General features: G+C 69.2%; 21 protein-coding genes. 13 read left to right on the top strand and 8 right to left on the bottom strand.

Features of this window, described 5'->3' with window-relative positions; translation table 11 throughout:
* Nucleotides 1-36: 36 nt before the first annotated feature.
* Nucleotides 37-744: a pirin family protein gene (locus WBG06_RS10075; protein ID WP_336736448.1), complete on the bottom strand. Its 708-nt coding sequence runs from the start codon at nt 742-744 to the stop codon at nt 37-39.
* A gap of 15 nt (nt 745-759) precedes the next feature.
* On the opposite strand from WBG06_RS10075, the gene WBG06_RS10070 reads away from it, so the two are divergent.
* Entirely contained in the window at nt 760-2,010 is a 1,251-nt protein-coding gene (locus tag WBG06_RS10070; protein WP_336736447.1) for a glycoside hydrolase family 1 protein, read from the top strand.
* On the opposite strand, the gene WBG06_RS10065 is transcribed toward WBG06_RS10070, so the two are convergent.
* Together WBG06_RS10065 and WBG06_RS10060 are read right to left on the bottom strand one after the other, a co-directional pair.
* A complete protein-coding gene (locus WBG06_RS10065) occupies nt 2,007-2,426 on the bottom strand; it encodes an HIT family protein (RefSeq protein WP_165110032.1) in 420 nt (139 codons plus the stop codon). The two genes, WBG06_RS10070 and WBG06_RS10065, sit on opposite strands and share 4 nt — an antisense overlap.
* 10 nt (nt 2,427-2,436) lie before the next feature.
* Nucleotides 2,437-4,437 carry an NADPH-dependent 2,4-dienoyl-CoA reductase gene (locus tag WBG06_RS10060; protein WP_336736446.1) on the bottom strand — a complete coding sequence of 667 codons (2,001 nt, stop codon included), beginning with the start codon at nt 4,435-4,437 and terminating at the stop codon, nt 2,437-2,439.
* Between the two features lie 64 nt (nt 4,438-4,501).
* On the opposite strand from WBG06_RS10060, the gene WBG06_RS10055 reads away from it, so the two are divergent.
* The 4 genes from WBG06_RS10055 to WBG06_RS10040 all read left to right on the top strand — a co-directional run bounded on the left by WBG06_RS10055 (nt 4,502) and on the right by WBG06_RS10040 (nt 7,948).
* Nucleotides 4,502-5,356: an ABC transporter substrate-binding protein gene (locus WBG06_RS10055; RefSeq protein WP_336736445.1), complete on the top strand. Its 855-nt coding sequence runs from the start codon at nt 4,502-4,504 to the stop codon at nt 5,354-5,356.
* Nucleotides 5,353-6,195, top strand: coding sequence for an amino acid ABC transporter permease (locus WBG06_RS10050; protein WP_336736444.1), 843 nt, complete (start codon nt 5,353-5,355; stop codon nt 6,193-6,195). Before WBG06_RS10055 ends, WBG06_RS10050 begins: the two co-directional genes overlap by 4 nt.
* Nucleotides 6,192-6,941 (top strand): amino acid ABC transporter ATP-binding protein, encoded by a 750-nt coding sequence (locus WBG06_RS10045; RefSeq protein WP_336736443.1) that lies wholly within the window; start codon nt 6,192-6,194, stop codon nt 6,939-6,941. The genes WBG06_RS10050 and WBG06_RS10045 overlap by 4 nt, the downstream gene beginning before the upstream one ends.
* 197 nt (nt 6,942-7,138) lie before the next feature.
* The gene (locus tag WBG06_RS10040) at nt 7,139-7,948 is read left to right on the top strand and encodes a hypothetical protein (protein WP_336736442.1); all 810 of its coding nucleotides are present in this window, start codon (nt 7,139-7,141) and stop codon (nt 7,946-7,948) included.
* A 6-nt stretch (nt 7,949-7,954) separates the two neighbouring features.
* On the opposite strand, the gene WBG06_RS10035 is transcribed toward WBG06_RS10040, so the two are convergent.
* Both WBG06_RS10035 and WBG06_RS10030 read right to left on the bottom strand, forming a co-directional pair.
* Nucleotides 7,955-9,400: a glyceraldehyde-3-phosphate dehydrogenase gene (locus tag WBG06_RS10035; protein WP_336736441.1), complete on the bottom strand. Its 1,446-nt coding sequence runs from the start codon at nt 9,398-9,400 to the stop codon at nt 7,955-7,957.
* 175 nt (nt 9,401-9,575) lie between these two features.
* Nucleotides 9,576-10,973, bottom strand: coding sequence for a serine/threonine protein kinase (locus WBG06_RS10030; protein WP_336736440.1), 1,398 nt, complete (start codon nt 10,971-10,973; stop codon nt 9,576-9,578).
* 266 nt (nt 10,974-11,239) lie between these two features.
* Here WBG06_RS10030 and WBG06_RS10025 point away from each other — a divergent pair, with 266 nt between their 5' ends.
* Entirely contained in the window at nt 11,240-12,391 is a 1,152-nt protein-coding gene (locus WBG06_RS10025; RefSeq protein ID WP_336736439.1) for a CaiB/BaiF CoA transferase family protein, read from the top strand.
* 64 nt (nt 12,392-12,455) lie between these two features.
* Here the strand turns inward: WBG06_RS10025 and WBG06_RS10020 are convergent, their stop codons facing one another.
* On the bottom strand, nt 12,456-13,328 hold the full coding sequence (locus WBG06_RS10020) for a hypothetical protein (protein ID WP_336736438.1): 873 nt from the start codon (nt 13,326-13,328) through the stop codon (nt 12,456-12,458).
* 272 nt (nt 13,329-13,600) lie between these two features.
* Here WBG06_RS10020 and WBG06_RS10015 point away from each other — a divergent pair, with 272 nt between their 5' ends.
* Both WBG06_RS10015 and WBG06_RS10010 read left to right on the top strand, forming a co-directional pair.
* Nucleotides 13,601-15,115, top strand: coding sequence for a flavin-containing monooxygenase (locus tag WBG06_RS10015; RefSeq protein ID WP_336736437.1), 1,515 nt, complete (start codon nt 13,601-13,603; stop codon nt 15,113-15,115).
* Nucleotides 15,116-15,164: 49 nt separating this feature from the next.
* Nucleotides 15,165-15,833, top strand: coding sequence for a TetR/AcrR family transcriptional regulator (locus WBG06_RS10010; RefSeq protein ID WP_336736436.1), 669 nt, complete (start codon nt 15,165-15,167; stop codon nt 15,831-15,833).
* 7 nt (nt 15,834-15,840) lie between these two features.
* On the opposite strand, the gene WBG06_RS10005 is transcribed toward WBG06_RS10010, so the two are convergent.
* Nucleotides 15,841-16,758 (bottom strand): LysR family transcriptional regulator, encoded by a 918-nt coding sequence (locus WBG06_RS10005; RefSeq protein WP_336736435.1) that lies wholly within the window; start codon nt 16,756-16,758, stop codon nt 15,841-15,843.
* A gap of 84 nt (nt 16,759-16,842) precedes the next feature.
* Here WBG06_RS10005 and WBG06_RS10000 point away from each other — a divergent pair, with 84 nt between their 5' ends.
* Together WBG06_RS10000 and WBG06_RS09995 are read left to right on the top strand one after the other, a co-directional pair.
* Complete coding sequence (locus WBG06_RS10000; protein ID WP_336736434.1) at nt 16,843-20,259, top strand: bifunctional proline dehydrogenase/L-glutamate gamma-semialdehyde dehydrogenase; 3,417 nt, start codon at nt 16,843-16,845, stop codon at nt 20,257-20,259.
* 71 nt (nt 20,260-20,330) lie between these two features.
* The gene (locus WBG06_RS09995) at nt 20,331-20,732 is read left to right on the top strand and encodes a DoxX family protein (protein ID WP_336736433.1); all 402 of its coding nucleotides are present in this window, start codon (nt 20,331-20,333) and stop codon (nt 20,730-20,732) included.
* Between the two features lie 40 nt (nt 20,733-20,772).
* On the opposite strand, the gene WBG06_RS09990 is transcribed toward WBG06_RS09995, so the two are convergent.
* The gene (locus tag WBG06_RS09990; protein WP_336736432.1) at nt 20,773-22,422 is read right to left on the bottom strand and encodes a Coagulation factor 5/8 type domain-containing protein; all 1,650 of its coding nucleotides are present in this window, start codon (nt 22,420-22,422) and stop codon (nt 20,773-20,775) included.
* Between the two features lie 114 nt (nt 22,423-22,536).
* Here WBG06_RS09990 and proC point away from each other — a divergent pair, with 114 nt between their 5' ends.
* From proC to WBG06_RS09975, 3 genes are all read left to right on the top strand, one after another.
* Entirely contained in the window at nt 22,537-23,325 is a 789-nt protein-coding gene (gene proC, locus WBG06_RS09985) for a pyrroline-5-carboxylate reductase (RefSeq protein ID WP_336736431.1), read from the top strand.
* A gap of 110 nt (nt 23,326-23,435) precedes the next feature.
* Nucleotides 23,436-24,557: a hypothetical protein gene (locus WBG06_RS09980; protein ID WP_336736430.1), complete on the top strand. Its 1,122-nt coding sequence runs from the start codon at nt 23,436-23,438 to the stop codon at nt 24,555-24,557.
* 17 nt (nt 24,558-24,574) lie between these two features.
* Nucleotides 24,575-26,329, top strand: coding sequence for an insulinase family protein (locus WBG06_RS09975; RefSeq protein WP_336736429.1), 1,755 nt, complete (start codon nt 24,575-24,577; stop codon nt 26,327-26,329).

Genomic DNA, 26,329 nt, shown 5'->3' with positions numbered 1-26,329 from the left:
AATTGGGGAGGAGCCTCAAACACGCGCAACCGTGCGTCAGTCGAAGGTCCAGAGCAGAAGCTCGGTCGGTACGCCCGCACTGACCGTGAACCCTTCGACAGGCTCAGGACGACGCTCCGGCGGCAGGTCGTCTCCCGCCGTCACCTCGAAGGCGTCGCCGGCGGTGAGCGGCTCGGCCATGCCGCTGCGCAGGAGGGCGCCGGAGGCGATGTGGAGGTGACGGAGCCGGGCCTCGGGAAGCGTGATCTCGGACGTGCCCGCGGTGCCGATGCGGGCGACGTACAGCGTTCCTTCGGGCAGGGACACGGCCTCGGTCCACTCGCCCTCGCGTACGTCGACGTCCTGGACCGCGTAGGCCGGCGCGCCGGTGCTGCCAGCGAGCCAGACCTGGAGGAACCGGGTGCCGGGGGCCGAGGCGAGCTCGGAGTGGTCGACACCGTCGCCGGTGGTGAAGACACCGACCTGGCCGGGGGCGACGGTCCCGGTGGCGCCGGTCGAGTCGGTGTGGGTCACCTCGCCGGCCAGTGGCCAGGTGACGATCGTGACCCCGGCATGGTGGTGGGTCTCGAACCCCTCACCGTTGCGCAGCAGGTGCTCGTCGTAGGTCACGATCGGTCCGAAACCGATGCGTTCGGGGTCGTAGTGCGGGCCGAAGGAGTAGGTGTGCCAGGTGATTTTTCCTGGTCGGAGGCCGGGGGGCCGTTCTGTGAATCGGGCGGTTCCTCGGCGGATCTGGGCAGTCACAGTCATGATTGTGCCGTGGCGTTTCCCAAGTTCCCGACTGGCTTCCTGTTCGGCACTGCAGACGCCACCCGGCCGGGGGGCGAGCAGGATGTTGCGCTGCTTCAACGACTCGGTGCGCCGGGATACCGATTCGCGGTCTCCTGGCGTGAGCTTCAGCCGGGTGGGCGCGGTGTCTTCGAACCGGACGCCCGCGCGCGTTACGACCGGTTGGTCGATGAGCTGCTCGAGGCCGGCCTGCGCCCGTCGGCCACGCTCTACGCCGGTGAGCTCCCCGAGCCGTTGACCGCCGACGGTGGCTGGCTCAACCGAGCCACGGTCGACGCGTTCGGTGAATACGCCCAGTCGGTCGTGGACCTGATCGGTGACCGGGTCCCGGAGTGGGTGCCCGTCCAGGACCCCAACGTCGCCGGTTATCTCGGCTACGGGCTCGGCACGATCGCGCCCGGGCGACGCGCGGGCTGGGGCGTCGTCGCCGCGATGCACCATCTGCTCCTCGCCCACGGCCGTGGCGTCCAGGTGCTGCGTGCCGCCGGGGTCGAGTCGGTCGGGTGCGCCAACCACCACGAGCCGATCTGGCCGCTCTCGGAGGACCCGGCCGACGTCGGCGCGGCCAAGCTCATCGACCTCGCCTGGAACGCGGTTCCGCTCGAGGCGATGCTGATGGGCCGCTATCCCCGGGACCTCGCCGGACTCGCCGACGAGGTCGTGATGCCGGGAGACATGGCCGTGATCCGCTCGCCGTTGGACTTCTACGGCGTCAACTTCTTCGCCCCGCAGCGCATCGGCGCCTCAGCCGAGGGCGACGAGATCCCATTCCGGATGGTGCCGCTCGTCGGCTACCCCGCCACCGACACCGGCTGGGGCGTGGTGCCGACCGCGCTGCGGGAGTGGCTGATCATCACCCGATCCCGTTATCGGGCCGCGATGCCGCCGATCGTGGTGACCGAGTGCGGTGCTGCGTACGACGCTCCTCTGGTCGACGGCGAGGTCGACGACCAGGCGCGCATCGACTACCTCGAGGCACACCTGGAGGCGGTCTCGGCCGCGATCGAGCGTGGCGTCGACGTACGCGGGTTCTACGCCTACACCCTGCTCGACCGTGACGGCTGGGAAGCGCCGTTCACCGGCAAGGACTGGGAGGACGGCGTGGGCGGCAAGTACGGCTTGGTGCACGTCGACGCCGCCGGGGTGCGGACGCCGAAGCGGTCCTTCGGCTGGTACGCCGAGATGGTCGCCGCCCATGCCGAGGGCGCGCCGACCGGCTAGAAGGCGAGCTTCTCGCCGATGGCCTTGATCGCGTCCATGTCGCCCGGGTGCGGCACCCACGGGAGCGTCAGCGAGTCCTTGGACTTGTCCGTGTAGCGCGGGATCACGTGGAAGTGCAGGTGGAAGACGGTCTGCCACGCCGCCGGCCCACAGTTGTTGAGGACGTTGACGCCGTCCGCCTGCAGCACGTCGACCGCCCGCCTGGCGACCGCCTGGGCGGCCTTCGCGGTTGCGGCGTACACCGCCGGGTCGGCCTCCAGGACGTCCTTGGTGTGCGTCTTCGGGACCACCACGGTGTGGCCCTCGGCGGCCGGCGCGATGTCCATGAAGGCGTACGTCTCGTCGTCCTCGTAGACCTTCGTCGACGGGATGTTGCCCGCGACGATGTTGCAGAACAGGCAGTCGGGATCGCTCATGCGACGAAGGCTACAGTCCGGCGGCGACCTCGGTGCCCTGCTTGATCGCGCGCTTCGCGTCGAGCTCGGCCGCTACGTCGGCGCCACCGATCAGGTGCCAGTTCTCTCGCTCGGTCCACAGGTCGCGCACCGACTCCTGGCCCGCGCAGAGGATGATGTGGTCGACCTCGAGGGTGTGCGGCTCGCCGTCGACGGCGTAGTGGAGCGTGACCGCGTCGTCGCCCGCCTCGATCTTGTCGTACGTCGCACCCCGGACCTGCGTGACGCCGTCCTGCTTCAGGTGGGCGCGGTGGGCCCAGCCGGAGGTCTTGCCGAGGCCGATCCCGATCGGGGTGGCCTTGCGCTGCAGCAGCGTGACCTGGCGTTCGGGTGCCTCCACGACCGGCCTGGTCAGTCCGCCGCGGAAGGTCGCCGGGTCGCCCACACCCCACCGGGCCTTCCACTCGTCGAGGGTCTCGGGTCGGTGGGTCAGCCAGGCGGACACGTCGACGCCGATGCCGCCGGCGCCGATCACCGCGACCCGGCGGCCCGGGGCGACCCGGCCGGCGAGCACGTCCGCGTACGTCACGACGCGCTCGTCCTCGGAGCCGGCGATCTGGGGCACCCGCGGCGTGACGCCGGTGGAGACGATGACGTGGTCGAAGGGCTCCAGGTCGACGGTGGTGGCCTCGGTGTCGAGACGTACCTCGACCCCCAGCACCTCCAGCCGGCGCCCGAAGTAGCGCAGCGTGTCCTTGAAGTCCTCCTTGCCCGGCACCGCCATGGCGAGGCGGAACTGCCCTCCGATCTGCGAGGACTTCTCGAACAGGGTGACCTCGAAGCCACGCTCGGCCGCCGAGGTGGCGGCGGCGAGACCGGCCGGTCCGGCGCCGACCACGGCCACCTTCTGCTTCAGCTTGGTCGGGGAGAGCACCAGCGTCGTCTCGCGAGCGGCGCGCGGGTTGACCAGGCAGGAGGCCGCCTTGTTGGCGAAGGCGTGGTCCAGGCAGGCCTGGTTGCAGGCGATGCAGGTGTTGATCTCGTCGGTGCGGCCCTCGGCGGTCTTCTTGGCGAACTCCGGGTCGGCCAGCAGCGGCCGGGCCATCGAGACCAGGTCGGCCTTCCCGGTCGCGATCGCGGAGTCGGCGAGCTCGGGGGTGTTGATCCGGTTGGAGGCACAGACCGGGATCGAGACCTCGGCCTTGAGGCGCGCGGTCATGTCGAGCCAGGCGCCACGCGGGACCTGGGTGATGATCGTCGGCACCCGCGCCTCGTGCCAGCCGATGCCGGTGTTGAACACCGAGACCCCGGCGTCCTGGAGCGCGTAGGCGAGCTCGATCGTCTCCTCCCAGGTCTGGCCGTCCTCGACCAGGTCGAGGATCGAGAGCCGGAAGATGATCGGGAAGTCGTCACCGACCAGCTCGCGCGAGCGCCGCACGATCTCGACCGGGAACCGCATCCGGTTGGTCGCGGTGCCACCCCAGCGGTCCTCGCGCTGGTTGGTCCGCTCGGCGAGGAACTGGTTGATCAGGTAGCCCTCGGACCCCATGATCTCGACCGCGTCGTAGCCCGCCTTCTTCGCCAGCGAGACGCTCTTGGCGAAGTCGCTCACGGTCGCGTCGACACCCTTGTCGGAGAGCGCCGCGGGCTTGAACGGGTTGATCGGGGCCTGGACGGCGGAGGCGCTGACCGAGAACGGTGTGTAGGCGTAGCGGCCCGCGTGCAGCACCTGCATCGCGATCGCGCCGCCCTCCTCGTGCACCGCGGCGGTGACCCGCCGATGCTGGGCGGCGTGCAGCCGGGAGCTCATCTCGCTCGCGAAGGGCTTGAGCCAGCCTCGCTTGTTGGGGGCGTAGCCACCGGTGATGATCAGCCCGGTGCCGCCGCGGGCGCGCTCGGCGAAATAGGCCGCCAGCTTGGGGATGTCCCACGCGTGGTCCTCGAGGCCGGTGTGCATCGATCCCATCACCACCCGGTTGCGCAGGGTGAGCGACCCGATCGTGAGCGGAGAGAGCAGGGAGTCGTACGCCATGCGCACATGCTACTCACGAGTAATAAAGTCGGCCACTACGCGTCCCACGGATTACTATCCGCTCATGCGAACTCGCCTCACCGCCCTTCTCGTCGCTCCGCTCGCTCTCGCTGCCGCGTTGACCGCGTGCGGTGGCGAGAGCGATACCAGCGCCGAGGGTGGCGCTCCGGCCTCCTGCGAGGCCGCTGACCTGCCGCTGAAGCAGGACGGCAAGCTGACCGTCGGCACCGACTCCCCGGCGTACGAGCCGTGGTTCTCCGACAACGACCCCAGCAACGGCAAGGGCTTCGAGTCGGCGGTCGCCTACGCCGTCGCCGAGCAGCTCGGGTTCGCGAAGGACGACGTCGTCTGGGTCAAGCAGGCCTTCAACACGTCCTACACGCCGGGCGAGAAGAAGTTCGACTTCGACATCAACCAGATCTCGGTCACGCCCGAGCGGGCAGGGGTCGTCGACTTCTCGCAGGGCTATTACACGGCCTCGCAGGCGGTCGTGACGATGGAGGACGACGCCGCCAAGGCTGCCTCGCTCGATGATCTGAAGGGCCTCAAGCTCGGTGCGCAGACGGCGACCACGTCGCTCACCGCCATCCGCGAGGACGTGAAGCCGACCACCGACCCGCTGGTCTTCGACACCAGCGACCAGGCCAAGCAGGCGCTGCTCAACGGTCAGGTCGACGCGCTCGTCTTCGACCTGCCCACGGCGTTCTACATCACCGCCGCCGAGATCGAGGGCAGCACGATCACCGGGCAGTTCGAGAGCAGCGAGAAGCCGGAGGAGTTCGGCCTGCTGACCGAGAAGGACAGCGGCCTGGCGCCGTGCCTCGACGAGGCGCTGACCGCGCTCGAGGAAGACGGCACCCTCGCCGCCCTCGAGAAGGAATGGCTCTCCGACGTCGTCGCTGTGCCGGTCTTGAAGTGACGGTCTGGACGCCCAGCGAGCGTGAGCTCGAGAGACAGGCCGTACGCCGCCGCCTGAAGCTGCAGCAGACCGCCATCGCCACGGTGGTGACGGTCGCGGTCACCGTCGGCCTGGTGCTGCTGGTTCTCGCCTCGCCCGGGTGGGACCGGGTCCGGGACTACTTCCTGAGCTGGTCGCACGCGCGTGACTCGTTCGCGGCGATCGCCGAGGGGTTCTGGATCAACATCCGGATCTTCCTGGTCGCCGAGCCGTGCGTACTCATCCTCGGAGCCCTCGTCGCCATCGCCCGCCAGACGACGTCTCCGTGGTTGGCGCCGTTGCGGCTGCTGGCGACCGGCTACACCGACCTGTTCCGTGGGGTGCCGTCGATCCTGGTCGTGGTCATCTGTGGCGTCGGCATCCCGGCGCTGGGTCTGTCCGGGGTGACCAGCTCGCTGTTCTGGCTGACCACGTTCGCCCTGGTGCTCTGTTACGGCGCCTACGTCGCCGAGGTCTTCCGGGCCGGCATCCTGGCGATCCATCCCACCCAGGTCGCCTCGGCCGAGGCGCTGGCGCTGACCCGCACGCAGACCATGCGTTTCGTGATCCTCCCGCAGGCCGTACGTCGCGTCGTACCGCCGCTCATGAACGACCTCGTCTCGCTGCAGAAGGACACCGCGCTGATCTCGGCGGTAGGTGTCTTCGAGGCGCTCCGGGCCGCCCAGGACTACCAGGGCTACAACTTCAACGGCACGCCGCTGCTGGTCGCGGCGGCGTACTTCCTCGTCGTCGCGGTGCCGCTGACCCGGCTCACGGACTGGCTGATGCGGCGACAGATCGAGAAGGAGCAAGGCCGATGACGGCGCTGCTGGAGGCCAAGGCCCTGCGGAAGGCCTACCGAGGAAGGGCCGGTATCGAGAGGGTCGTGCTCGACGGCTTGGACCTGACGGTCGCCGAGCACGATGTGGTCTGCCTGATCGGGGCGTCCGGGTCCGGGAAGTCGACACTGCTGCGCTGCCTGAACCTGCTGGAGACGATCGACGACGGGGTCATCGTCTTCGACGGCCGGGAGATCTCCGACCCGCTGGTCGACCCGCGCTCGGTTCGTCGCGAGATCGGGATGGTCTTCCAGGCGTACAACCTCTTCCCGCATCTCTCCGTGCTCGACAACTGCACGTTGGCGCAGGTGCGCGTCCACGGCGTTCCTGCGGTGGAGGCGGCCGACCGGGCGCGCACGCTGCTGGCCCGGTTCGGTCTCGCCGACAAGGCCGACGCCCACCCCGACGCGCTCTCCGGTGGTCAGCAGCAGCGGGTCGCGCTCGTGCGGGCGATGTGCACGCGCCCGCGTCTGCTGCTGCTGGACGAGATCACCGCTGCACTCGACCCCGAGCTCGTCGGCGAGGTCCTGGAGATCGTCCGGGCCGAGGCGGAGGCGGGCACTACCCTTGTCCTCGCCACCCACGAGATGTCCTTCGCCCGCGAGGTCGCCACCAAGGTCTGCTTCCTCGACGGTGGCCGGGTGCTCGAGCAGGGGCCGCCGGAACAGTTCTTCGGTGACCCGGTCGAGGGGCGCACCCGCGCCTTCCTCGCCCGCGTTCGCTCGTGAGCGACGGCGTCGATCGATTTCCTCCCTTTTACTAGCCGATGACACTTTGTGAATCCCTTCACGAAGTGTCATCGGCTAGTAAAAGGGAGCGATCGGCACCACCCTGCTGCCGAAGTTCCTCGGCGGTTTCCACAGGGTTATCCACAGGATCTTGATCTCGGTCGCCCGGGGCGAGAGCCGCTCATAGCGTCCCTGGCATGGGCATCACCACGCGCGAGGCGATACGTCGGATCTGCGAACTGCACATGATCGGGAAGGTCGAGGCGAACCGGGTGCTGACCGCCGGCCTCGCTGGTCCTGGGCAGAAGGTCGGCCGGGCGATCGTCTACGACGAACGCCGACTCGCCGAGCTGCTGGCCCGGCCGCGCTGCTCGGATCAGACGCTTTACTCGGTACGGCCGGTCATCGTCCGGCTCGGACGCGGGCGCAGACTGAGCCTCGCGCAGACCTGGGAGAAGCAGGCCGACGCCGTCCGGCGCAACTGGTACGTGCCGCCGCTCCTGGCTTCGATGCTCGATCTGTGGGGCTGCCTCGACGGACGCCGGTTCCCGCTGGTCGCGACACTCGCCAGCTGGGTGGTCTTCGGCGCGGAGGTGACCGGCCACACCTACGACAAGAGCGCGCCGCCGGTGGCGAATCGCAGCACCCCGCCGCGTACCTTCCGGGTCGAGCCGCCGGGCGAGTGGTTCGAGCCGCTGAAGGAGACCTGGCTACCGCTCGAGCACGGACCGACGGTGACGGTGTGGGGTGCGCCGACGACGAACGGTCCGCTCCATGCGGTCGACTCGCTCCGGGTCGATGTCGAGAAGCAGAAGAAGCGGATCGAGTACGAGATGTGGCTCCGCTCCGCACCTGCCCTCCGCGACGTGGCGCAGGTCGGCCTGACCGATGCCGAGGCGATCCTGCGGGCCTGGGACCGAACTGCCCCGCCTCGCCCGAAGACCGGACGAGACGGGGCAGGAACGGGGTCTGAACGAAGTGGCCCCGAGCCTGTCGAGACCACCTGAGAGGAATCAGACAGCCGGGGCCGGGAAGGTCGGGTACTCGACACCCGAGATCGACTGCACGGTGCGGACGACCTGGCAGGAGTAGCCGAACTCGTTGTCGTACCAGACGTAGAGGATCGCGGAGTCGCCGTCGACGATGGTCGCGTTGCCGTCGATGATCGAGGCGGCACGAGAGCCGATGAAGTCGGAGGAGACCGCGTCGCGGGCGGTGGTGAAGTCCACCTGGCGACGGAGCTCGCCGGTGAGCGACGCCTCACGGAGGTAGTCGACGACCTCGTCCTTCGACGTCTCGCCCTTGAGCGAGAGCGACAGGATCGCGATCGAGACGTCCGGGGTGGGGATGCGGATCGAGTTGCCGGTGATCTTCGCCTTCAGGTCCGGGAGCGCCTTGGCGACGGCCGAGGCCGCGCCCGTCTCGGTGAGCACCAGGTTGAGCGGTGCGGAACGACCACGGCGGTCGGCCTTGTGGTAGTTGTCCAGCAGGTTCTGGTCGTTGGTGAACGAGTGCACCGTCTCGACGTGACCGCGCACGATCCCGAAGCGGTCCTCCATCAGCTTCAGCGGCGGCACGATCGCGTTGGTCGTGCAGGACGCGCAGGAGATGACCTTCTCGTCGCCGCTGAGGGTCTGGTGGTTGACGCCGTGGACGATGTTGGGGACGTCGCCCTTGCCCGGCGCGGTCAGCAGGACCTTCTTGATGCCCGGGCGAAGGTGCTGCGAGAGGCCCTCGCGGTCGCGCCACTTGCCGGTGTTGTCGATGAGGATGGCGTCCTTGATGCCGTACGCCGTGTAGTCGACCGTCGTCGGGTCGTTGGAGTAGATGAACTGGATCGGGTTGCCGTTGGCGATGATCACGCCGTTCTTCTCGTCCACCGTGATGGTGCCGGCGAACTGGCCGTGGATCGAGTCGCGGCGCAGCAGCGAGGCGCGCTTGATGAGGTCGTCCTCGCCGCCCTTGCGGACCACGACGGCCTTCAGGCGCAGGCCGTGGCGCGAGCCCGCCTTCTCGACGAGGAGCCGGGCGACGAGCCGGCCGATCCGGCCGAAGCCGTAGAGCACGACGTCCTGGCCGCCGTTGCGCTCGAGCTTGTTCTCACCCGTGGCGCCGGCCAGCTTCTCGGCGACGAAGTCGTCGGGGGAGAGACCGCGGTCGTCCTCGGCGTACTGGACGGCCAGCAGGCCCAGGTCGATCTTCGACGGGCCCAGGTCGAGCTTGGCGACGGCCTGGAGCAGCGGGAAGGTCTCGGTGACCGAGAGCTCCTCGCCCTCGATCTGGCGCGCGAACCGGTGCGCCTTCAGGATCGAGATGTCGGACTTGCTCACCAACGACCGGCTGTGGACCAGGATGGTGACATCCTTCTCGCGGTAGAGCTTGCCGATGATCGGGATCATCGTCTCCGCGAGCTCCTCGCGGTGCTGCCAGTCGTTGAAGGTCTCGTCGGTGATGCTCACAGCTCAACTTTCGGTTGCTCGGGAAGGCTCTGCCTGTTCGGGCGGCACACTCAGCCAGGCTCGATTATGAGCATCCCCAGAGCCCCGGCCACCTTGATCGATCCAACCTGAGGAACGGTGTGACCGGGGTCTCTCCGGCCCCGCCGAGAGCCGCTCAGGGCGGCCGGGTGAGCCGTCAGGGCGACGTGGTCGCCGTCGGCTCCGCAGTAGGCGTCTCGGTCGGCTCCGGCGCCGTCGTCTCGGTCGGTTCGGGCGTCGGCGTCGGACTGGTCGGCTCGCTGATCGGCTCGTCGACGGCCGGAGCGCTCGCGTCCGGCGCCTCGGAAGGCGCGGTGTCGTCACTGGGCACGCTGTCGCTGGGCACGATCTCGCCGTCGCCCTCGGCACCCTCGTCCGCAGGCTGCTCGTCGGTCTCGGGGTCCGTCCCGGTGTCGACGGACCCGCCTACCGGCGATGTCGGCGCGGTGTTGCTCTGCTCGGCGGTGGGGTCGGCCGAAGGGGTCACCTCACCGACCTCGGGCGCATCCTCACGGCCCGGCAGGAGGTCGGTGCTCGCGGCGACGGCCACGCCTGCCGAGACCAGGACCACTGCCGCAGCGGTCAGGACGGCGATCTTCCAGCGTCGTGCGGGTGGCTGGAGAGGCGCGGCGTACGGGGGAGCCTGGGTGGGCAGGTCGGCCGTGTCGGTCGGTCCCGGTGGCCGGGGTGCGCGAGCGACCCCGCCGACCGCGGGAAGGCCCGCGGACGGCGTACCGACGAAGGTCTCCGCCGTCGAGCCGACCGGTGCGGGCAGCAGGGTCCAGTCGCCGTTGGTGGCGAGGATGTCGGCCGCGGAGGGCCGAGCCGTCGGCGTCTCGGCCAGGCACGCGGCGACCAGCGGGCGCAAGTAGTCCGGGCAGAGACTCAGGTTGGGGGACTCCCCCGTGAGCAGGTGTCCCATCGAGCCGATCTCACCGTTGAACGGCCAGCGCCCGGTGGCGGCGACGTAGGCGACCAGGCCCAGCGCCCAGATGTCGACCGCGCTGGAGAAGGTGCCCGTCTGGACCTGCTCGGGCGCCTGGTAGCCGTAGGTCCCGACCGCCTTCCCGGTCTGCGTCAGCGCGGTCCCGTCGACGGAGCGGGCGATGCCCATGTCGATCACGCACGGGTCGCCCGAGCCGTGACCGGGGCCGAAGAGGATGTTGCCCGGCTTGATGTCGCGGTGGACGATCCCGGCAGCGTGCACCGCGGCGAGGGCCTCGGCGACCCCGGCGACCAGTTGACGTACGTCGATCTCGGACAGGCGCTGGCCGGAGTTGACCAACTTGTTGAGCGGCGGTTCGGCAACGTACTCGCTCGCCATCCAGGGCTGCTCGGCACCGGGGTCCGCATCGAGGACCCGGGCGGTGAACCGGCTCTCCACCTTCTTGGCGGCCGCGATCTCCCGCTCGAACCGAGCCCGGAACCCCGGGTCGGAGGTGAGCTCGGGAAGGATCGCCTTCACCGCTGCCTTCGTGCCCTCCGCGTCCTCACCCAGGTAGACGACGCCCATGCCGCCGTGCCCGATGCGGCCGGTGAGGACGTAGGGACCCATCTCCCGGGGATCGTTCGCGGTCAGCGGGCTGACAGGGCTGGACGAGAGGGACTGGGGGGATGGGGGGATTTCCCGAGACAACTTCTCTGCTCCTGTGCACCGGCGAGTGTGTGTCGGAGCGTATCGGACTTCGCGCGGTGATCAGGTCAGGCCGGGCGGAGGATTCGCCACTTCGGAAGGCTGTCTCTGAGAGCATGGCCGCCATGACTGAGTCGACGGAGACATCCACAGTGACATCGACAGCGACATCGGCGGTGACATCGGCGGTGAACTTGGGGCAGGGCACCGGTCCCCTCCGCGGGGTCAAGGTCGTCGAGCTGGCGGGGATCGGGCCCGGGCCGCACGCCTGCACGCTCCTCGCAGACATGGGCGCGGACGTGATCCGGGTCGACCGGCCGGGCGGCAACGTGCTCGGTGGCGGCGCCGGTGACCTGCTCACCCGTGGTCGTCCCAGCGTCGCGCTGGACCTCAAGAACCCCGACGCCGTCGAGACCGTGCTGCAGCTGGTCGAGACCGCGGACGTGCTCATCGAGGGGCTCCGTCCCGGCGTCACCGACCGCCTGGGGCTCGGCCCCGACGTCTGTCTGGAGCGCAATCCGCGCCTCGTCTACGGCCGGATGACCGGCTGGGGCCAGGAGGGGCCGCTGGCCCAGTCCGCCGGACACGACCTCACCTACATCGCCACCACCGGTGTGCTCAACGGCCTCGGCCAGGACCCCGCCCGGCCGCACTTCCCGCTCAACCTGCTCGGCGACTTCGGTGGCGGATCGACGTACCTCGTCATGGGCATCCTGGCCGCGCTCGTCGAGGCCAAGACGACGGGCGAGGGCCAGGTCGTCGACGCCGCGATCGTCGACGGCACCGCCCACCTCGCGACGATGATCTCCGGCATGCTCGCGTCGGGCGCCTGGCACGAGCAGCGGCAGAGCAATCTGCTCGACGGCGCGATGCCGTTCTACGCCCTCTACGACACCGCCGACGGCCGCCAGGTCGCGGTCGGCGCGCTCGAGGGCAAGTTCTTCGCCGAGATGGTGACCCGGCTCGGACTCGACGGGGTCTGCCCGGGGCAGTACGAGATGGAGCGCTACGACGAGATGCGTTCGTTGTTCGCGAAGACCTTCGCGACCAAGACGATGGCGGAGTGGGCGGAGATCTTCGAGGGCACGGACGCCTGCGTCGCTCCCGTCCTCACTCCCTCCGAGGCTGCTGAGCATCCGCACCTGCAGGCCCGGCAGACGTACGTCACCCACCACGGTGTCACGCAGCCGGCTCCCGCGCCGCGGTTCAGCCGCACCACGTCCACCTTGGGTGCGGGACCGGCCGCGAGCGCTGGTCAGCACACCCGCGAGGCCCTCGCCGCGTGGGGCGTCGCCGATGTCGACGCGCTGATCGAGAAGGGTGCCGCGTTCCAGGACTGAGACGCAGAAACGGCGCGGCGTACGGAATCCGTACGCCGCGCCGTTCCAGGTGACGCGGGGTCGCTCAGTCCTTGCGGACCAGAGCGGTGGCACGGCGTCGCAGGACCACGACGAGCGCGGTGCCGGCGGCAGCAGCACCGGCGAGCATGGCCAGCAGCGGCCACATCGCGGGCACGGCGGAGTCGCTCTCGCCGGCGAGGCCGGCGTCGATGTTGGTCGGGACCTCGGAGTCCTCGTCACCGGCGACCGGGGCGGCCGACGACTCGTCGTCAGCGGGCTCCGACTCATCGGCGACCGGGGTGGCCTCGGAGGGCTCCTCGCTCGGCTCATCCGACGGCTGCTCCGACGGGTTCTCGCTCGGCTCCTCGGACGGCTCCTCGCCGACCGGGGCCGAGGGAGACGGGGTCGGCGAAGGCTCCTCGGTGTCGCAGTTCTGGAACCAGAACACCTTGGTCTTGGTGTCGTTGCCCTTGCTGTGCGGGGTCTCGACAGTGACCTTCACGTGGTAACCCTGGTTGGCGTTCGGCTCGCCGGTCGAGTGCAGGGTGTAGGTCTTGCTGCCGTCCTTGTCGTTGCCGGCACCGGACGCCGCGTCGTTCTCGAGCTTGACTTCGTCCTTGCCGACCACGGGGGTCATGTCCCCGTCGAAGACGGAGAGGACGTGGCTCTCCGTGTTGGTGGGGGCGTGCAGCTCGAAGGTGACCTTCGAGATGATGTCGTCACCCGCGTCGTAGCCGAACCACTCGACGTTGAACGTGCAGTCCTGGTGAGGGTTGTTCTCCGGGGTGCCGTCGTCGTCGAGCTCGATGTTCTCGATCTTGACGGTGCCGTTGTTGCCGTTCGGGCTGCCGTGGTTGCCGGTGGCGAACGCGGGCGTTGCAGCGAGACCGGCGAGGGCGACACCGGCGACAACCGCGCCGGTGCGTACGAAACTCAACACTCGTAAACCTTTCGAAGACCGTGCGACCGCGCCTTGCGGTCCGGATGCAGCCTCAGCCATCGAAGGCGACGGGTTCATGACCGCAAGACGCCGTGGACGCGTGCCGCCCCCACGGCTGCGGACCGCAGCCTAGTGACCCCGTGAGCACGCAGGGAAGAGGGGGTGGCAGGTGTTACCGAGACGTGCATGTCACGCAATCCGGACGCTTGCTAGCAAAAGTTTGCGAGACAGGGTGTCGCAAACACGTACTCCCGGGTAACCTGAACCACATGCATGTCGACGTACTGATCATCGGTGCCGGCGTCTCCGGCATCGGAGCCGCTGCGCAGCTCCGGGAGCGCCTTCCCGGCAGGACGCTCGCCATCCTCGAGCAGCGTGAGGCCAGCGGTGGCACCTGGGACCTGTTCCGCTACCCGGGCATCCGGTCCGACTCCGACATGTTCACCTTCGCCTTCAAGTGGCGGCCGTGGGAGAGCGCACAGGCGCTCGCCGACGGCCACCAGATCCGTGACTACCTGCGCCAGACGGCGAAGGACTACGGCGTCGACAAGATGATCCGCTACGGCCACAAGGTCACCGGCGCCGCCTGGAGCAGCGCGGACAAGCAGTGGACGGTCTCGGTCGAGACCTCGGACGGCCCGAGCGAGATCACTGCCGGCTTCCTGTGGAACTGCTCGGGCTACTACGACTACGCCAACGGCTACCAGCCGGAGTTTCCCGGTCTCGACGACTACGAGGGCACCTTCGTTCACCCGCAGCACTGGCCCGAGGACCTCGACTATGCGGGCAAGAAGGTCGTCATCATCGGCTCCGGCGCGACCGCCGTCACCCTCCTGCCCAACCTGGCGGGCGAGGGCAGCGACCGGGCCGAGAAGGTGACGATGCTGCAGCGCACGCCGACCTACATCCTCTCCCGCCCGGGGCAGGACGCGATCGCCTCGCTGCTGAAGACGGCTCCGTTCAAGCTGCTCGGCAGGCTCCCCTTCAAGCGCGTGCGCGAGAAGCTCGGCCACGAGGCGGTCCGCTGGGAGAACATCGCCCTCACCGTCGGCACCTACCAGCTCGCCCGTCGCGCCCCCGGGCTCGTCAAGAAGGTGATCCGCGACCAGTGGATCAACGGGCTCACCGCCCGCGGCGGCCGTCCCGGCATGACCAAGGACGAGGCGGTCGCGTACGTCGACAAGCACTTCAACCCGCCCTACAACCCGTGGGACCAGCGGATCTGCTTCGTCCCCGACGGCGACATGATGAAGTCGATCCGGGAAGGGTACGCCGCGGTGGTGACCGACCGGATCAAGACGTTCGTGCCGAAGGGCATCGAGCTCGAGTCCGGCGAGACGCTCGAGGCCGACATCGTCATCTCCGCCACCGGGCTCAACCTGAGGCTCTTCGGCGGGCTCGACTACACCGTGGACGGCGAGCCGGTCAGCCTGCCCGAGCAGATGGCCTACAAGGGCCTGATGATCACCGGGATGCCCAACTTCGCCTACACGATCGGCTACACCAACGCCTCCTGGACGCTCAAGGCCGACCTGGTCACCGACTACGTGATCCGGCTGCTCGACTTCATGGGGCAGAACGGCTACGACGTGGCCTCCGTCTCCCGGGACCCGAACGTCGAGGAGCGGCCGTTCATGGACCTCGCCTCCGGCTACATCCAGCGCTCGCTGGACCTCATGCCGAAGGCGGGCGACCGGGCGCCATGGGCGGCGAAGCAGAACTACCTCGTCGACATGAAGGCGCTCGGAGCGCCGGTCGCCGACGGAGTGATCAGGTTCGGGTGAACCGGTTCGCCTGAGGCGCCTACGGCGTGGGGACTACGATGGCCCCACCATGGATGGCCGGGCAGTTCGCTGGAAGCGTCACAACGATGACCGACGCAAGCGCATCGTCGATGCCGCCATCGGTCTGATCGAGACCGAGGGCGTCAACGTCAGCCTGCAGGCGATCGGCCAGGCCGCCGGCCTGTCCCGTTCCGTGGTCTACCGTCACTTCGCCGATCGGCGCGAGCTCGACCTCGCCATCCAGGCAGACATCCTCGACGGGCTGTGGGCCAAGCTCTTCCCGGCGATGGAGCTGACCGGCTCGATCCGCGAGATCATCTCCCGCACCGTCGGGGCGTACGTCACCTGGGCGCTCGAGCACCCGCTCCTGCACCAGGTGGCCGACGTCGACACCGCGCCCAACGGCACCGGTCCGCTGCAGCAGGGCCTCGACCGGATCGCAGAGCGGATCAAGGAGCTGATCCTGGCGGCTTTCGAGCTGGCCGGCGTCGAGGTGTCCGAGGTCGACAAGCGAGCCGTCGACCCGCTGATCTACGGCCTCATCGGGATGGTCTTCGGTGCTGTGCGCCGCTGGGTCCACCTCGGCGAGGGCATCCCCGACGCCGAGCATCTGACCTCGGTCGTCACCGAGGCCATCCTGGCCATGATCGACACCCGCACGGTGGCGTACGGGCTCTCGATCGACCACGACCAGCCACTCGAGGAGATCTTCGGCTGAGGATTCCTCAGTCGGGCAGGGTCAGGTCCGGTGGCACCACGCGTGCCAGCGCGCCGCGGCACGCGATGATCCCCGGGGAGTCGGCGATGGCGGAGCGGGTGGCGGTGAAGACCGTACGCCGCGGCGAACCCGGCAGATCGATGAGCCGCACCGCGGTCCGGTGGCGCACGCGCATGAGGTCGGAGAGGAGGGCGACGGCGTTGCCGGTCTCCACCAGCGCGACATGGGCCTCGACGTCGTCGGTCTCGTAGCGGACCTCCGGCTCGAAGCCGGCTCGGCGGCACTGCTCCTCGATCCAGTGCCGCGAGGCGGTGCCCGGCGGCTCCATCGCCCACGGGACGCACCCGGCGTCGGCGAGGGAGGTGATGTTGTCCCAGATCGCGCCGGACCCGCGGGGCGGGAGGGCGAGCCGGAGCCGGTCGGTGGTGAGCGGCCGCCGGTCGAGACCGTCGAAGTGCGGCGCGCCGTGGTCGGGGTAGTGCTCGGCGACGACCAGGTCGAGCTCGCGCAGGGCGAGGTCGTGGAGCGCCTGCTCGGGCGCGCGCTGGGACAGCATGACCCGGAGACGGGGATGGCGCCGGGTCAGGTCGGCGAGCGCCTGCGGCATGTAGGCGAGGGCCACGGACTGGAAGACGGCGACCCGCACGGTGCCGGCGGTCTCGTCGCCGAGCGCGGTGACAGCGGCCTCGGCCGCCTCGAGCCGGGCCAGGATCTCGATGGTGTGCTCGACCAGGACCTCGGCGGCGGCGGTGAGCTGGACCCGCCTTCCCGCCTTAGTGAGAAGGGGTACGCCGACTTCTCGCTCGAGCTGCCCGAGCTGCTGGGAGACCGAGGAGGGACTCTGATGGAGGGCCTCGGCGACCTCCGCAAGGGTCCCGCGCGCGGAGAGCTCGGCGAGGAGGCGGAGGCGGCGGACGTCGAGCACGGCACTTCCCTTCAGGTTTTCTTACGAATAACCTCCAAGAAACATCGCTTTATCTTACGGGAGTTCGGCCGCATACTCGGCACTATGACCACCAATGACGCGCTCATCGCCGAGGTCGACAACCTCGTCCGCGGCTGGCTGGCGGAGGCTTCGACCAAGCCGACCGCCGCTGCCGCGCAGCGCCTCGCCGACGTACTCAAGGACCCGTCCGGACTCGACTTCACCGTCGGCTTCGTCGACCGGGTGATCCGGCCCGAGGACGTACGCGTGGCGGCGGCCAGCCTGCGTGAGCTGGCCGGCAACGTACCTTCGTTCCTGCCGTGGCACCTGAAGCTGGGTGTGAAGCTCGGCGCGCTGCTGTCCGTGGTGGCGCCGTGGTTCGTCATCCCGGTGGCGCGCCGCGCGCTGCGTCAGATGGTCGGCCACCTGCTGATCGACGCCTCCGACGCGCGGCTCGGGAAGCAGATCGAGCGGATCCGCGAACGCGGCGTCGACCTCAACATCAACCTTCTCGGTGAGGCCGTCCTGGGGCAGAAGGAGGCCGACCGTCGTCTGGCAGGCATCCGCAAGCTGCTCGCGCGCGATGACGTCGACTACGTCTCGGTGAAGGTCTCCTCGCCGGTCGCGCCGCACGCTGTCTGGGCCTACGACGAGGCCGTCGAGCACGTGGTCGAGCGGCTCCTCCCGCTCTACACCTACGCGGCGAAGTCCTCGGCCGCCGGGACGAAGAAGTTCATCAACCTGGACATGGAGGAATACCGCGACCTCGACATGACCATCGACGTCTTCACGCGGCTCCTCGACCGTCCCGAGCTGGCCGACCTGGAGGCGGGCATCGTCCTGCAGGCCTACCTGCCCGACGCGATGTCGGCGATGATGCGGCTCCAGGAGTGGTCGGCTGCTCGGCGTGCGCGTGGGGGCGCGTCGATCAAGGTGCGTCTGGTCAAGGGCGCCAACCTGCCGATGGAGCACGTCGAGGCCTCGCTGCACGGCTGGCCGGTCGCGACCTGGTCGACCAAGCAGGACTCCGACACCAACTACAAGCGGGTGCTGTCCTGGGCGCTGACGCCCGAGCGGATGGCCAACGTGCGCCTCGGCGTCGCCGGTCACAACCTGTTCGACGTGGCGTACGCCTGGATCCTGGCTGGTCAGCGTGGGGTTCGTGACTCGGTCGAGTTCGAGATGCTGCTCGGCATGGCCGAGGGCCAGGCCGAGGCGGTCCAGGAGACCGTGGGTGGCCTGCTGCTCTACGTGCCGGTCGTGCACCCGAAGGACTTCGACGTCGCGATCGCCTACCTCGTGCGCCGTCTCGAAGAGGGCGCGAGCACCGAGAACTTCATGTCGGCCGTCTTCGACCTCAACTCCTCCGAGGCGCTCTACAAGCGTGAGAAGGAGCGGTTCGTGCGCTCCTTGGAGGCCGTCGACGAGTCCGTGCCGGCGCCGAACCGGACCCAGGACCGGCGCCAGCCGGTCGCCGATGCGCCGCTGACCGGGGTCTTCGAGAACACCCCCGACACCGACCCGCACCTCCCGGGCAACCGCGAGTGGGGCAAGGCGATCATCGCCCGGGTGGGCACCTCGACGCTGGGTGAGCAGCTCGTCGCCGACCACACCGTGACCTCGGTCGAGGCCGTCGAGTCGGTGCTCGAGGGCGCCGTCGGCGCCCAGGCCGACTGGGCCCGCAAGACCGGTGCCGAGCGGGCCGCCGTGCTGCGTGCCGCTGCTGTCGAGGTCGAGCGCCGCCGCGCCGAGTGGCTCGAGGTCGGTGCCTCCGAGTGTGGCAAGACGCTCGACCAGGGCGACCCCGAGGTCTCCGAGGCGATCGACTTCCTCAACTACTACGCCAGCCTGGCCGAGGAGCTCGACACGGTCGACGGTGCCCGTCAGGTGCCCGTCCGCCTCACCCTGGTCACCCCGCCGTGGAACTTCCCGCTGGCCATCCCGACCGGCGGTGTCGCGGCAGCGCTCGCGGCCGGCTCGGCCGTGGTGATCAAGCCGGCTCCGCAGGCGCAGCGCTGCGGCTCGGTGCTCGTGGAGACCCTCTGGGCCGCCGGGGTGCCGAAGGAGGTCCTGCGTCTGGTGCACGTGCCGGAGAACGAGGTCGGTCGTGCGCTGATCTCCTCGCCGCTGGTCGACCGGTTGATCCTCACCGGTGCCTTCGACACCGCCGAGCTGTTCCGCTCGTTCCGCTCGGACCTGCCGATGCTGGCCGAGACCTCCGGCAAGAACTCGCTGGTGGTCACCCCCGACGCCGACCTCGACCTGGCGGTCAAGGATCTCGTCTACTCCGCCTTCGGCCACGCCGGGCAGAAGTGCTCGGCGGCGTCGCTGGGCATCCTGGTCGGCTCGGTCGCGACCTCGCGCCGCTTCCGTGACCAGCTCATCGACGCGGTCACCTCGCTTCGCGTCGGCTACCCGACCGACCCGACGGTGCAGGTGGGCCCGGTCATCGAGCCGGCCTCCGGCAAGCTGCTCAAGGCGCTGACCACGCTCGCTCCTGGTGAGTCGTGGCTGGTGCGGCCGCGCCAGCTCGACGACACCGGCCGGCTCTGGTCCCCGGGTGTGAAGACCGGCGTGAAGCGCGGCTCCGAGTTCCACCTGACCGAATACTTCGGTCCGGTCCTCGGCCTGATCTCGGCCGACTCGCTCGACGAGGCGCTCGAGATCCAGAACGAGGTCGACTACGGCCTCACCGCGGGCATCCACAGCCTCGACCGTGCCGAGATCTCGCACTGGCTCGAGTCGGTGGAGGCGGGCAACGTCTACGTCAACCGTGGCATCACCGGCGCGATCGTGCGTCGCCAGCCGTTCGGCGGCTGGAAGAAGTCGGCGGTGGGCGCCGGGACCAAGGCCGGTGGCCCCAACTACCTGGTCGGTCTCAGCGACTGGGTCCCGGCTCCGGCCACCGAGCTCGCGACGCCGTCGGCCGCTGTCCGGTCGCTCGTCGACTGGGCCGGCCGGCTCGGGATCGACGACCTCGAGATGCTCAAGCGGGGCGCCGGTTCGGACGCGGTCGCCTGGGAGCGCGAGTTCGGCGCTGCTCGAGACGTCTCACGCCTGACCGCCGAGGTCAACGTGCTGCGCTACTCGCCGGTGCCGGTCACCATCCGCTACGAAGGTGGTCCGATCGCCCACCTGCTTCGCGTCCTCGCCGCCGGTGTCGCTGCCGGCGCGCCGGTGACGGTGTCCGTCGCCGAGGCGCTCGACGACGAGACCGCCTCGCTGGTGAAGGCGACCGGTGCGACCTACCTCGTCGAGGACATGGCCGCGTGGGCATCGATCCTCTCCGGGCCGCACGCGCCCGGCCGCGTACGCCTCCTGGGTGGCTCGCGCGAAGCCTTCGCGGCCGCGAGCCAGGGCCGCGTCGACATCGCCCTCTACGCCCAGCCCGTCGTCGAGGCCGGCCGGATCGAGCTGCTCACCTTCCTGCACGAGCAGGCCGTCTCGATCACCGCCCACCGCTTCGGCTCGCCGACGCCGCTGGTCGACAACCTCTTCTGAGGAAACGCCCGACGAGGTCGACCAGCGGTGGTCGACCCCGTCGGGCTCTCGCGTCCTCCTACAGTGGTGCGATGATCTCGATCGCGCGAACCGTCGCGCGCCTCCTGCTGGGTGTCGTGATGATGGCCGTCGGCGTAGCGCACCTGACGGCCCTGCGCCAGGAGTTCCGGGCGCAAGTGCCCGACTGGTTCCCGATCGACGAGGACCTGACCGTCCTCGGCTCGGGCGTCGTCGAGGTCGGGCTCGGGCTGGCCTTCGTCGCTCTGCCGGGGCGGCGACGACTCGTCGGAGCGCTCCTCGCCGCGTTCTTCGTGGCGATCTTCCCCGGCAACATCGCGCAATACGTGGAAGGCGTCGACGCGTTCGGTCTCGACACGGACACCAAGCGGTTGGTCCGGCTGTTCTTCCAGCCCCTGCTCGTCGTCTGGGCGCTGTTCGGTGGCGGCTGGCTGAGGCGTCCTCGAGACGACTGACCGGCTTCTTCTGACTCGAGAGGCGAGTCAGGCCCGCGCGTCATTGCGCTGCTGAGCGTGCCCCCGCCCACGTACGCAGGTAGGACTCCGAACCACGGACGATGTCGTCGATGACGTCCTGGCCGCCGGTGAGGCGGAGGTCCTCGAGGTAATCGGGGATCATCCCGTAGTGGGCGACGCCGTCGGTGTTGTAGTCCCAGATCCGTTGGCCGGTGACCTGGCGCTCGACGACGGAGTCGCCGAGGATGCCCTCGAAGGGGTAGCCGACCCGCGTCTTCGCCGGGCCGGGGGTGCCGCCGAAGCCGTTCATGTCGAACCCGAACCCGATGCCCGCGCCGTAGCGGTCACGGACGGGCGCGGTGCGGACGTACTCCGCCAGGAACTGGTCGGTGCTGTGGCCGTAGATGGTCGAGAAACCACCGAGGGCGTAGAGCCGGTCGAGATATCGCTCGTCCATCCAGGAGTGGCTGGCGAGCACGCCGGGATAGTCCGTCTCCTCGAGGATGTCGAGGGCGCGGTCGGCGGCCTTGGCGCTCATGTGGTCGACCTCGACCATCATGCCCCGCTTGATCAGGCCCCGCAGGGCATACTCGCCCAGCGCCGAGAGGCCATAGGGGTTGCAGACGGTGCCGGACGGATAGATCGGCGGCTGCGGCAGCCAGTCGAGCTCGGCCGGCCGCTCGACCAGGCGCGGGTTGTTGTCGTGCGGCTGGTCGGGGTCGCAGGCCTTCGGGGTCCAGAACGTGCCCGTGGTGAGGAACTGACCGGCGTTGATCAGCAGCCCGGTGGTGCCCTTGTCGTAGCGGACCCCGCACAGCGCGTTGTCGAACTTGTGGCACAGGAACATCGACGAGACGCCCAGCGACTTCAGCTCGTCGAGCCCCTTGTCGATGTTGGCGCGGGTGCACGAGGGCAGCCGCAGCTTCTGAGAGCAGCCGAACGGCTCGGAGGTCTCCACGCCGAGCACGACGGCGAGCTTGCCGTCCTCGATCACCTCGCGCGCCTGGTCGGCGTCGGTGACGATCCGGTACCAGCCGCGCCCCTCGCCACCGTATTGCGCGTCGATGAACGCCTGGGTGTCGTAGGCGTCCTTCGCCTGCCTCCGCACCGCGGTCATCTCGTCGCAGGACTGGTGGGTGCCGGGGTTGATCGCGCACAGCGCTTTGTTGCTGGTCAGCTGCACGACCAGGATCCGCTGACCGGCGCGCCAGGCCCGCTCGACCCAGCGGTAGTACATCTGCTGGTGGGTCAGCGAGTCGTAGGCCGGCCAGTCCTTGAACGAGGGCCATCCGGTGGTGTCGTGGAACCCGAGCGGGCTCCCCGAGCGGGTCAGGTTCTCCAGCAGCGCGGTCTCGCCGGCGATGCCATGGGAGGGACAGTCCTTCAGCGCGTCTGCGACCCCGGCCTCGGAGAAGGCCTTCCCGCAGACCGCCGCGCCACCGATCCCGTCCTGCATGAACATGTGGCTGTGGGCATCGATGAGCCCTTGCACGGAGCCGTCCGGAGCGGTGCCGGTGAGCGGCTCACCGGTCACGTTGATCTCCGACTCCGGCGACGGAAGCGTTCGCTTCGTGTCCTGACCCGAGGCGGCGCTGATCGCATCCGGCTCCGCTCCAGCAGGCGGCCCGACCATCATGACCGTCACCGCGAGGGCGATCACAGCGAGCAGAGACGTACGGCGGATGCGCATGTGGCCTCCCGGTGACCAGCGGCGTCTGACGGGCCTGGGAACGAAACCTAGCAGTTGCTTGGGTCGCCTGGGGCCGGAATCATGCAGGTCACCTGCTCTGGGAGACTGACGAGCATGACGATCGCGATCATCGGTGCAGGAAACATGGGCGGGGCCGTGCTGGCCGGGCTGCTCGAGGCGGGACACTCCCCGCAGAGCGTCATCGTGGTCGAGGCGCGCGAGGAGCAGGCCGCCGCCCTCCGGGAGAAGCACGGCATCCGTACGCTGTCGGCCTCTGAGGCTGCTGCCGAGGCCGATGTCGTGGTGCTCGGCGTGAAGCCCTACGGCGTCGTACCTGTCCTGGAGTCGATCGCGTCCGCGCTTCGCGAAGGCACCACCGTGGTCTCTCTCGCCGCCGGCGTCCCGACCTCCGCGATGGAGCCGGCGGTGCCGGAGGGGGTCTCGGTCGTCCGGGTCATGCCCAACACCCCCGCCCTGGTCGGCGAGGGAATGTCAGCGGTCGCCGGTGGCGCCAAAGCCACCCCGGAAGCAGTCGAGACCGCGGCCGACCTGATGCGCGCCGTCGGCAAGGTCGTCACCGTCCCCGAGTCGCAGATCGACGCCGTCACCGCAGTCAGCGGATCCGGCCCGGCGTACGTCTTCCTGGTCGCCGAGGCCTGGATCGAGGCCGGTGTCCACCTCGGCCTGACCCGGGACGACGCCACGACCCTCGTCATCCAGACGCTGACCGGTTCCGCCAAGCTGCTCGAGAGCGGCACCCACCCCGCCGTCCTCCGTGAGCAGGTCACCTCCCCTGGCGGCACCACCGCTGCAGCCCTCGGCGCGCTGGAGCAGAACGGCCTGCGGGCGGCCTTCCTCGAGGCCACCCGCGCCGCCTACGTACGCAGCCAAGAGCTCTCCTGAACTGCGCGCCCGGCCACGCGTCGGTAACGATCGAGATACCCCCTACCCCTTGGGGGTGAGGTGGGAAGTAGCGTCTGCTCGCCCACTACCTCGAGCGCGAGAGCAGCACCATGACCGAACGTCCCCCCACACCCCACGACCCTTGGCTGAGCTTGCACGACCCCGGGCTGAAAGATGCCGTCGACGCAGGTGACTGGCCGCGAGTCCGAGCCTCGCTGGAAACCTTCGATGAGGCCCGTCTCGACACCGCCATCGGGTGCATCCAGGACGTCGAATGCGAGGAGTGGTTGGAGAAGGTTCTTGCCGACGACCCCACTGATCATGTCGCCAAGACACTGCTGGGCGCGCGCTACGTGACCATCGGGTGGACCGTCCGCACCGGTCATCGCGCCGCGGACGTCTCGGCCGAGCAGTTCCGGCAGTTCCACGAGTGGCTGACCCGGGCCGAGGAGTTGCTGACCGAGGTATGCGCCCAACGGCCCGACTACGTGCAGGCCTGGACGATGCGGCAGCCGGTCGCCATGGGTCTCTCCCTCGGCCTGGAGGAGGCGCGTCGACGCTACGACAAGGTGGCGGCGCTCAGCCCGCATCACGCATCCGCCCAGTCGAATTATCTCCAGCAGATCGTGCCGAAGTGGGGCGGATCCTGGGAGTCGGCCGAGGCCTTTGCCACCGAGTGCCGCGACGCCGCGCCCATGGGCTCGCCGAGCCGGGCGCTCGAGCTCGACGTCATGATCGAGCGATGGTTGGACGACTCGTCCTACAAGGCGAAGATCGACCTGGATCGGCTCCGGCAGATCGCCGAGGAGACCGTGGACCACCCCGACCACAGGCCGGGCATCTGGGGAGCCGCCGTACACAGTCAGCTCGCGCTCCTCTACTGCCTTGCCGGGAAGGCTCCCCTGGCCAAGCCGCATTTCCTGGCGCTCGACGGGTTCCCGTCCCGGACGGGTTGGCGCTATCTCGCCGACGACTCGTACGCGTCGTTCTACCGGTTCGCGATGGGCGGAGACAGTCCCGAGCGGGTTCTGGCGATCGGCCGACTTGTCTTCCTGATCCCGGGGCTCCTCCTGCTGGCGGTTCTCGGCCTCGGGGCGGTTGCCATGGCCATCCTGTACGGCGCGGACGGCACGCTCGCGGAGGTCGGTGGCGCCCTCGTCGTAGCGCTGGTGTGTGGCCTGCTCGGCTGGCGCACGGGTCGGAGTGTCCGGAACGCATGGCGGGAACTGTGAGGTCTGACCTCTCCGGCGTGAAAGAGAAGATCGCACCGCTGGACGGTCTGGTCACGCCAACGGTGGTCGACGGCGTGCCCCTGCTACTGGCCTCGAAGACCGGGCCAGTGACGGGAGGAATCTGCTTCCGGGTCGGGTACGCCGACGAGGCCCTTCCTGTCGCCGGGATCACTCACCTCGTCGAGCATCTCGCGCTGCACGGCAGCGACCTCGCCGACCAGCACTCGAACGGACACACGACCGAGCAGTGGACCTACTTCCACGCCACCGGTACCAGCGAAGAGGTCGTCACCTTCCTGAACGACGTCTGTGCCGGACTGCGCAATCTCCCGACCGGTCGCATCGACACCGAGAAGAGCATCCTCCGAACGGAGGCATCCCGGGGTGGTCGAGGCGGGATCCATTCAGCGATGAGGACGTGGCGCTACGGAGCACGCGGCCCCGGCCTGATCGGGCAGGACGAGGAAGGTCTCTTCCGAATCGGCGCAGCCGAGGTCGAAGAGTGGGCGAGGACCTGGTTCACCAGCGGAAACGCGGTCGCCTTCCTCACGCTCGACGAGGTGCCCGAAACGCTGTCGTTGGAGCTTCCGCCGGGTGGGCGGCGTCCGGTGGCTCTCCCACCCGAGACACTCCCGAGCAAACCAGCATGGTTCTGCGGCGGCTTCGACGGCATCGTCCTCGATGCCATGGTGCGGCGCAGCATGGCCGCCCACGTCTTCAGTGGAGTGGCGACCCGGGTGCTGATGCGTGAGCTGCGCCGAGACCAGGGACTCTCCTACGACGCCGGCTGCAGCTATGACAGGATCGACGCCGCCCACGCCAGGTTGACCATCTACGCGGATGCGCTCGAGGAGAAGAGCGGTGTCGTCGTCAGTGTCGTCGCCGAGATCCTGGCCGGCATGCGTGCCGGCCAGATCGACCAGGCCGACGTCGATGCCATACGCAAGCAACTTCGTGCCGAGACCGACATCCCCGACCTGGGAGCAGCGATGCTCGCATCCACGGCCATCGGTCTACTCCTGGACGCGGACGTCTTCGACCCGCGTGACAGCTCCGAGCTGGAGAGGGTGACAGTCGAGGACGTTGCCGCAGTCGCGAGGGAGCTCTGGTCCGATGCGCTGATCTCGATCCCGGGTGGTCACGGATTCGGCGGGGCGAGCCGGGCCCCACACCTCTCGGAGAGCGCAGTCGAGGGCACGGTGTTCGCCTCCCTCGTCCGCGACGGTCACGAGCTGATCATCGGAGCGGATGGAGTCAGTCGGAGCATGCCCGGTTCCGTCGTCACGGTGCGGTTCGATGCGCTGGCGGCGATGGTTGCCGTGCCTGACGGTGCCCGTCGGCTGATCGCCGAGGATGCGCTGGCGGTTGTCGTGGAGCCGACCTTGTGGAAGGGGCTCAGCACGGAGATCGTCAAGCGTGACATCGACTCCCGCGTCCCCGCCGGCCTCGTGCTTCCCTACCCGGCCCGTGCCGCTGAGGTAGTCCCGGAACCGCCGAAGAGACCGGCGCGACAGGATGCCGATCCTTCGCGAGCGGCGTCGGGTTGGACCGGCTTCGGTCCATGGGCAGCGTGGACCGCACTCATCGTGTTCATCGCAGCTTTCATCGGCACGCTGCCAGCCCTCATCGGCGCATACGAGCTGATGGTCGGTGACCCAGCCGGTGAAGACTTGGCCATCACCGTGGTGTGGATCGGGATCACGATCCTGCTCTGGATCCTCGGAGCAGGACTGGGCGCAGGCGTACGCCGCCGGATCAAGCTGGGAGAGTGA

This window comes from Nocardioides sp. CCNWLW239, assembly GCF_037137035.1.
Lineage (GTDB): Bacteria > Actinomycetota > Actinomycetes > Propionibacteriales > Nocardioidaceae > Nocardioides.
Note: the sequence above shows the minus strand (reverse complement) of the source record. Positions and strands in the feature narration are given on the sequence as shown.

Bases quoted from the DNA above. Each gene is read 5' to 3' on its own strand.
- WBG06_RS10015 (WP_336736437.1), top strand. From the start codon at position 13,601: ATGCATGTCGACGTACTGATCATCGGTGCCGGCGTCTCCGGCATCGGA.
- WBG06_RS10010 (WP_336736436.1), top strand. From the start codon at position 15,165: ATGGATGGCCGGGCAGTTCGCTGGAAGCGTCACAACGATGACCGACGC.
- proC (WP_336736431.1), top strand. From the start codon at position 22,537: ATGACGATCGCGATCATCGGTGCAGGAAACATGGGCGGGGCCGTGCTG.
- WBG06_RS10060 (WP_336736446.1), bottom strand. From the start codon at position 4,437: ATGGCGTACGACTCCCTGCTCTCTCCGCTCACGATCGGGTCGCTCACC.
- WBG06_RS09990 (WP_336736432.1), bottom strand. From the start codon at position 22,422: ATGCGCATCCGCCGTACGTCTCTGCTCGCTGTGATCGCCCTCGCGGTG.
- WBG06_RS10040 (WP_336736442.1), top strand. From the start codon at position 7,139: ATGGGCATCACCACGCGCGAGGCGATACGTCGGATCTGCGAACTGCAC.
- WBG06_RS10045 (WP_336736443.1), top strand. From the start codon at position 6,192: ATGACGGCGCTGCTGGAGGCCAAGGCCCTGCGGAAGGCCTACCGAGGA.
- WBG06_RS09995 (WP_336736433.1), top strand. From the start codon at position 20,331: ATGATCTCGATCGCGCGAACCGTCGCGCGCCTCCTGCTGGGTGTCGTG.
- WBG06_RS10065 (WP_165110032.1), bottom strand. From the start codon at position 2,426: ATGAGCGATCCCGACTGCCTGTTCTGCAACATCGTCGCGGGCAACATC.
- WBG06_RS09980 (WP_336736430.1), top strand. From the start codon at position 23,436: ATGACCGAACGTCCCCCCACACCCCACGACCCTTGGCTGAGCTTGCAC.
- WBG06_RS10055 (WP_336736445.1), top strand. From the start codon at position 4,502: ATGCGAACTCGCCTCACCGCCCTTCTCGTCGCTCCGCTCGCTCTCGCT.
- WBG06_RS10030 (WP_336736440.1), bottom strand. From the start codon at position 10,973: ATGGGTCCCTACGTCCTCACCGGCCGCATCGGGCACGGCGGCATGGGC.
- WBG06_RS10000 (WP_336736434.1), top strand. From the start codon at position 16,843: ATGACCACCAATGACGCGCTCATCGCCGAGGTCGACAACCTCGTCCGC.